The 6,601-nt window shown below is 65.2% G+C and carries 8 protein-coding genes and 1 tRNA gene; 3 read left to right on the top strand and 6 right to left on the bottom strand.

The annotated features are described in order from the left end of the window. Positions 1 to 448 precede the first annotated feature (448 nt). Complete coding sequence (locus LCI23_RS05050) at positions 449 to 601, top strand: hypothetical protein (protein WP_224944985.1); 153 nt, start codon at positions 449 to 451, stop codon at positions 599 to 601. Positions 602 to 681: 80 nt separating this feature from the next. Here LCI23_RS05050 and LCI23_RS05045 read toward each other — a convergent pair. The 4 genes from LCI23_RS05045 to LCI23_RS05030 all read right to left on the bottom strand — a co-directional run bounded on the left by LCI23_RS05045 (position 682) and on the right by LCI23_RS05030 (position 2,831). After that, positions 682 to 756, bottom strand: a tRNA-Val gene (locus tag LCI23_RS05045). A 13-nt stretch (positions 757 to 769) separates the two neighbouring features. Further along, positions 770 to 1,492: a DNA polymerase III subunit epsilon gene (dnaQ, locus tag LCI23_RS05040; RefSeq protein WP_224944983.1), complete on the bottom strand. Its 723-nt coding sequence runs from the start codon at positions 1,490 to 1,492 to the stop codon at positions 770 to 772. A gap of 98 nt (positions 1,493 to 1,590) precedes the next feature. Next, positions 1,591 to 2,043, bottom strand: a complete 453-nt coding sequence (rnhA, locus tag LCI23_RS05035; protein WP_224944981.1) for a ribonuclease HI — start codon at positions 2,041 to 2,043, stop codon at positions 1,591 to 1,593. Positions 2,044 to 2,057: 14 nt separating this feature from the next. Beyond that, positions 2,058 to 2,831: a class I SAM-dependent methyltransferase gene (locus tag LCI23_RS05030; protein WP_224944978.1), complete on the bottom strand. Its 774-nt coding sequence runs from the start codon at positions 2,829 to 2,831 to the stop codon at positions 2,058 to 2,060. A 30-nt stretch (positions 2,832 to 2,861) separates the two neighbouring features. Between LCI23_RS05030 and gloB the strand changes: the two genes are divergently transcribed. Beyond that, positions 2,862 to 3,677 (top strand): hydroxyacylglutathione hydrolase, encoded by an 816-nt coding sequence (gene gloB / locus LCI23_RS05025; protein WP_224944976.1) that lies wholly within the window; start codon positions 2,862 to 2,864, stop codon positions 3,675 to 3,677. Between the two features lie 37 nt (positions 3,678 to 3,714). On the opposite strand, the gene aceB is transcribed toward gloB, so the two are convergent. Next, a complete protein-coding gene (gene aceB / locus LCI23_RS05020) occupies positions 3,715 to 5,304 on the bottom strand; it encodes a malate synthase A (protein WP_224944974.1) in 1,590 nt (529 codons plus the stop codon). 153 nt (positions 5,305 to 5,457) lie between these two features. Here aceB and LCI23_RS05015 point away from each other — a divergent pair, with 153 nt between their 5' ends. Next, the gene (locus LCI23_RS05015) at positions 5,458 to 6,360 is read left to right on the top strand and encodes a LysR family transcriptional regulator (protein WP_224944973.1); all 903 of its coding nucleotides are present in this window, start codon (positions 5,458 to 5,460) and stop codon (positions 6,358 to 6,360) included. 95 nt (positions 6,361 to 6,455) lie between these two features. On the opposite strand, the gene LCI23_RS05010 is transcribed toward LCI23_RS05015, so the two are convergent. Then, positions 6,456 to 6,601, bottom strand: a 146-nt coding sequence (locus LCI23_RS05010) for a cold-shock protein (protein ID WP_224944987.1), incomplete at its 5' end; no start/stop codon positions are given.

Raw genomic sequence — 6,601 nt, 5'->3', positions numbered from 1 at the left:
GCCGCCATGCGCTCAGTTCGAGCACATCAAGGCGCCTTTAGCCTTGGCTCCTGCTTCATGACCCCAGGGGACATTTCTACTTTGCAGAACAGGGGACATTTCTATTTAGCGTTGACATATCAATCCCTGGGGAAAAACTCGCCCATGGAGGGATCGGGTAGGCTTGCCCGACATCGACCGATTCACCTGAAGCCCGCGCCTTGTCCGATCCCCTTCCGGCCGCCTCGTCCCTGAATGCAGCTTTGAGCCGGCGCTCGCTGCTGCGCGCTAGCGTGCTGCTCAGTGCCGGCGCCTGCGCGCCACTGGTGCTGCCTGCCCTGCCTCTGCCACGGCCGGCGCAGGCGGCGCGCCTGCCGGCCCCGCCTTATGTGCCGACGGCGCCTGACATTGTGCGTCACATGCTGGCGCTGGCCCGGATGAGGTCAACCTGAAGCTGCTGCCGCGCCTGTTGCGCCAGATGCGTGTGTGCAGCCGCGTGGTCTCGCACGACTTCCACATGGGCGCGCAGTGGCCACCCGAGCGGATCGTGCGCGTGCGCGACAAGACCCCGTATGCCTGGACCATCACGCCCGACCTGAAGGAAGCGCTGGCGCAGGCATAAAAAAAGCCGGCCACTGATGTGACCGGCTTTTTTGTCCGGTTCCGATTCGCGCCATGGGCGCAAACCGAACGGATGTATTCTGGTGGGAAGTGCAAGTTTCGAACTTGCGACCCCTGCAGTGTGAATGCAGTGCTCTACCCCTGAGCTAACCTCCCGAAGCGAGGCGTATTATGCCACAGAATCCGGCTGCGGGGGCGAATAATTGCGCCATACACAGGTGCCCTTGACGTTCTTGTCGAGCCCGGCCAGCACCTCCTCGTGGGCGGCCAGTTCGGCCTCGCTGGCGGGCAGCACGAAGATCTCGCCCAGCGGCCCGGCATCGAGCAGTGCGCCGCCCGCGCTCGCCTCCACCGCGACGTCCATGGTCAACGAGTTCTGGCCGCGCGTCATCGCGAGATACACGTCTGCCAGCAGTTCCGAATCGAGCAGCGCGCCATGCAGCTTGCGGTGCGCGTTCGAAATCTCGTAGCGGTCGCACAGCGCATCGAGCGAGTTGCGCTTGCCTGGATGGAGCTCCTTGGCCTGCACCAGGGTATCGATCACGCCGCTGCAGTGCTCGGTGAACGGCGGCAGGCCGATGCGCTGGAACTCGGCGTTCAGGAAGCCGAGGTCGAACGGGGCGTTGTGGATGATGACTTCGGCGCCCTGCACATAGGCGCGCAGTTCCTCGGCGATCTCATGGAACTTTGGCTTGTCGCTCAGGAATTCCGTGCTCAAGCCGTGCACCGCCAGCGCCGCCTCGTCGGAGTCGCGTTCCGGGTTGATGTAGCGGTGAAAATTATTCCCGGTGAGCTTGCGGTTCAGGATCTCGACGCAGCCGACCTCGATGATGCGGTCGCCCGTACGGGGATTCAGGCCGGTGGTTTCGGTGTCGAGGACGATCTGGCGCATGGCGTGGTCTGGCAGAAGAGTTAAAGCGGGCTGAAGTATAGCGCAGCGCGGGCCGCACCGGGCCGCACCGGGCCGCGCCGTCGGCCGACCCAGCCGATTCAGCGACGCACCGTGGCCGCGCCGCGGTTGGCGAGCACGTCGGCGCGCTCATTGCCAGGATGGCCGTTGTGGCCGCGCACCCAGCGCCACTCCACCGCGTGCTGCTGCTGGGCCAGGTCGAGCGCCTTCCACAGGTCTTCGTTCTTGACCGGTTCCTTGGCGGCCGTCTTCCAGCCGCGCGCCTTCCAGCCGTGGATCCATTCCGAGATCCCCTTTTGCACGTACTGGCTGTCGGTATGCAGCACGACCTCGCAGGGGCGGTTGAGCACGCCAAGCGCCTCGATCACGGCGCGCAATTCCATGCGGTTGTTGGTGGTGTTCGCTTCGCCACCGAAGATTTCCTTCTCGTGGCCGCCAGAAACCAAGAGCGCGCCCCAGCCGCCCGTGCCCGGATTGCCCTTGCAGGCGCCGTCGGTGAAGATCTCGACTTTCGTCGAAGGAGATGCTGCCATGCTGTCGCTCGTGTTCATTTTCTGTTCGCCGCCGGCACCGCCTGCGGACGCTTGCTCGTTTTCTTGTTCCATGCAGGTCCGATGATGTGCATGCCCTTGACCCGCTTGATGGCGTGGACCACGTACACGGCGCCCAGGTAGGGCCACCAGCGCCGGCCGGCCGACTCCATCATCGAGAACCGGCTCAGCCAGTGGGCTGTCCGGCACGGCGGCGCGTAGCAGCCGAAATAGCTGCGCGTGGCGCCGAGATTGAGCAATTTTAACCAGTCCTTCAGGCGCGGCATAGAGATGAACTCGCCGGAAGCCGGCAGGTAGCCGTTATTGGTGACCTTGCCCACGCCCTGGCGCATGCCCCACAGGCTGGCCGGGTTGAAGCCGCAGATGATCAACTGACCTTCCGGAATCAGGACCCGTTCGACTTCGCGCAGCACGCCATGTGGCTCGCTCGCGAACTCGAGCACGTGGGGCAGCACCACCAGGTCGATGCTGTGCGAGGCGAAGGGCAGCTCGGCGAAATCGAGCGCCACGGCGATCTGCTTGCCGCCCGCGGCGAAGGCAAGCTCGTCCGCGGTCGAGGTACGGGTCGCCGCCTGCCACTTGTTTGGCATGCGGTTGGCCGCCAGGGCGTCCAGCTGCGGCACGCCGATCTGCAAGGCATTGAAGCCGAAGATGTCGGCGGTAAGTTCGTCGAGGCAGGCTTGTTCGAAGGCGCGCACGTAGGCACCCGCCGGCGATTGCAGCCAGTGGTCGAGCGCTATAATGGATTTTTCCGATGCCGCGCTGTCCATGCCACCCTTTCACACCTTGATTACTTCACCATGACGCGTCCAGCCTCCCAGGACCTGCATGTCCTGACCGTTCCCGCCTTCCACGACAACTACCTGTGGATGATCCATGACGGCGTCTATGCGGCGGTGGTCGATCCGGGCGATGCCGGTCCGGTCCGCGCCGCGCTGGAGGCACATAGCCTCACCCTGAGCGCCATTTTACTCACCCATCACCATGCTGACCATATCGGCGGCGTCCGCGCCCTGCTCGATTCCAGCGCAGCACCCGACACGGTGCCGGTGTTCGGGCCGCGCCACGACGGCATCGGGGAAGTGACCCATCCGCTGGGCGAAGGCGAGCGCATCGCCGTGCCAGGTCTGGCACTGGCGCTGGAGGTACTCGACGTGCCCGGGCATACGCTGGGCCACATCGCCTACGTGCGCAGCACGCCGGGGGCGCACTGGCTGTTCTGTGGCGATACCCTGTTCGGCGCCGGCTGCGGACGCCTGTTCGAAGGCACGCCGGCCCAGATGGCGGACTCGCTGGCCAAGCTGGCGGCGCTGCCCGATGACACCCTGGTGTACTGCGCGCATGAATACACGCTGTCGAACCTGCGTTTCGCCGAGGCGGTCGAGCCCGGCAACGGGGCGCTGGCGCGGCGCGTGCGCGAGGACACGGCGCGGCGTGCCGCAGGCCAGCCGACCATTCCCTCAACGGTCGGCCGCGAGCGCGCCACCAACCCCTTCCTGCGCTATCGCGAGCAGGCGATCGTGGCCAGCCTGGTAAGGGCCGGCCGCCTGCAGGACGGAGCCGCACCGGTCGCGGCTTTCGCCGCCCTGCGCGCGTGGAAGAACGTGTTCGCGTAAGCGCTGGCCCGGTCCGGAGGACCGGGCCAGCCTTGCCTCAGATTTCCTCGTACAGCGGCAGCGTCAGGAACTCCGCAAAATTGTCCGAGGTCGACATCTGTTCGAAGATCTCGGCGGCGCGCGCATAGCTCGGATTGTCTCCATTCGGCGCCACCGCCTTCACCTTGGCCAGCTCTTCCGGAATCATGGCGCGCACCATGGCCGCGTCGACCTTGCGCCCGTCTTCCAGCACGCCCTTCGGGCTGCGGATCCACTGCCACACCTGCGAACGGCTGATCTCGGCCGTGGCCGCGTCTTCCATCAGGTTGTGGATCGGCACGCAGCCATTGCCGGCCAGCCAGGCGCCCAGATAGTGGATGCCGACATTGATGTTGTAGCGCAGGCCGGCCTCGGTGATCGGCGTTTCCGGCTTGAAGTCGAGCAGTTCGGCGGCGCTCACGTTCACGTCCGGACGCTGCTTGCCGATCTGGTTCGGCTGGTCACCGAGCACCTTGACGAACTCCGTCATGGCCAGTTCCACCAGGCCCGGATGGGCCACCCAGCCGCCGTCGTAGCCATCGGTGGCGTCGCGCGCCTTGTCGCTGCGCACGCCGCCCATCGCCACCTCGTTCTTTTCCGGATCATTCTTGATCGGAATGAGGGCCGACATGCCGCCGATGGCCGGGGCGCCGCGCTTGTGACAGGTCTTCAGCAACAGCAGCGCATAGGCGCGCATGAAGGGCGCGGTCATGGTGACCTTGGCGCGGTCGGCCAGGCAAAAGTCCTTGTCCAGCTTGAACTTCTTGATACAGGAGAAGATGTAGTCCCAGCGCCCCGCGTTCAGGCCGGCGCTGTGTTCGCGCAGCTCGTACAGGATCTCGTCCATTTCGAAGGCCGCCAGGATGGTCTCGATCAGCACGGTGGCCTTGATGGTGCCAAGCGGCAGTCCCAGCGCTTCCTGGGTCATCACGAAGATATCGTTCCACAAGCGCGCCTCGAGGTGCGATTCCATCTTCGGCAGGTAGAAGTAGGGCCCGGCGCCGCGCGCCAGCAGTTCCTTCGCGTTGTGCACCATGAACAGTGCGAAGTCGAAGATGCCGCCGGAAACGCGCTTGCCGTCCACCAGCACATGCTTCTCGTCCAGGTGCCAGCCGCGCGGGCGCACCACCAGGGTAGCGACCTTGTCATTCAGGCGGTAGGTCTTGCCGTTCTGTTCCAGCGAGATGGTGCGGCGCACGGCGTCCATCATGTTGATCTGGCCGGTGATCTGGTTGTCCCAGTTCGGGGTGTTCGAGTCCTCGAAATCGGTCATGTAGCTGTCGGCGCCGGAATTGAGCGCATTGATGACCATCTTGCGCTCCACCGGACCGGTGATTTCCACGCGGCGGCAGGCCAGCGCCGACGGGATCGGCGCGATCTGCCAGTCGCCGTCGCGGATTTGCGCGGTCTCGGGCAGGAAATCCGGGCGCTCGCCGGCGTCCAGGCGGCGCGCGCGCTCCGCGCGCGCGGCCAGCAGTTCCTGGCGACGGGGCTCGAAAGCACGCGACAGTTGCGCCACCAGGGCGAGCGCCTCGGGCGTGAGGATCTGTTCGTAAGCTGGCTTGATCTCGGCCGTGATGTCCATGCCGGCGGGGGTGGCGATCGTCATTGCGCAAACTCCTGAAAAGTTGAATAAGCCTTGCGGCCCGGGCGGCGAGGCCGCCCGGCCTTTGTCATACGCTCAAGTATATTCACTTGCACATACCTAAACGATACATTTACGCATATCATCTGTGCATATTTGTATAGAATCGGAGGCCTAGTGGACAAGTTCAGGCAGATTTCCACCTTTGTGGACGTGGTGGCGCGCGGCAGCCTGTCGGCGGCGGCCCGGGCCGAAGGCATCGCGCCCTCGATGATCGGGCGCCGCCTCGATGCGCTGGAAGCCCGGCTCGGCGTGAAGCTGCTGCAGCGCACCACGCGCCGCCTCGCCCTCACCGACGAGGGAGCGGCCTTCCTGGAAGACTGCCAGCGCATCCTGGCCGAGCTGGAAGAAGCCGAGTCCGCGGCCAGCGAACGCAGCGCCCATGCCAGCGGCCACCTGCTGGTGTCCGCCCCGGCCGGCTTCGGACGCCAGCACGTGGCGCCGCTGCTGCCCTCCTTCCTGGCCGAGCACCGCGAAGTGACGGTCAACCTGAACCTGACCGACCGGCTGGTGGACGTGGTCGGCGAAGGGGTGGACGTGGCGATCCGCATTGCCAGCCTGAGCGACTCGAACCTGGTTGGCGCCAAGCTGGCCGACAACCACCGGGTGGTGGTCGGCACCCCGGCCTACCTGAAGCGTCACGGCCGGCCGCGCACGCTGGCCGACCTGGCAAAGCACAACTGCCTCGCGATCAGCAGCCAGGGCAGCCAGCGCGGATGGACCTTTCTCGACCGTGGCAAGCCGGTTACCCTGAAGGTGGGCGGCAACATGCAATGCAACGACGGCGCGGTGTTGCACGCGTGGGCGCTGGCCGGCAAGGGCCTGGCCTGGCGCTCGATGTGGGAAGTGGGGGCGCAGATCGCTTCAGGCGAGCTGTGCACGGTGCTGGACGAGTTCGCGGCGCCGGGGAATGACATCCACGCCGTATTCGCCCAGCGCCAGCACCTGCCGCTGCGGATCCGTGCCTTTGTGGACTTCCTACGGCACAGTTACGCGCAGCCGAGTTACTGGCGGATATAAGCCTCTTACAGAGATACGGGCAGGGAGACAGGCAGAGACACAGGCAAAAAAAATCCCCGGCGATCCGGGGATTTTTTACCATCGCTGGAGAGCGATTACAGCGGCTGGATGTTCGCGGCCTGCTTGCCCTTCGGGCCAGTGGTCACGTCGAACGAAACGCGCTGGTTCTCTTGCAGCGATTTGAAGCCGTTGCTCTGGATTGCCGAGAAGTGTGCGAACAGATCTTCGCCGCCTTCATCAG

It is taken from the genome of Massilia sp. MS-15, from assembly GCF_020176695.1.
GTDB classification, from domain to species: domain Bacteria; phylum Pseudomonadota; class Gammaproteobacteria; order Burkholderiales; family Burkholderiaceae_D; genus Telluria; species Telluria hydrophila.
This window is presented reverse-complemented; position numbering and strand designations above follow the sequence as displayed.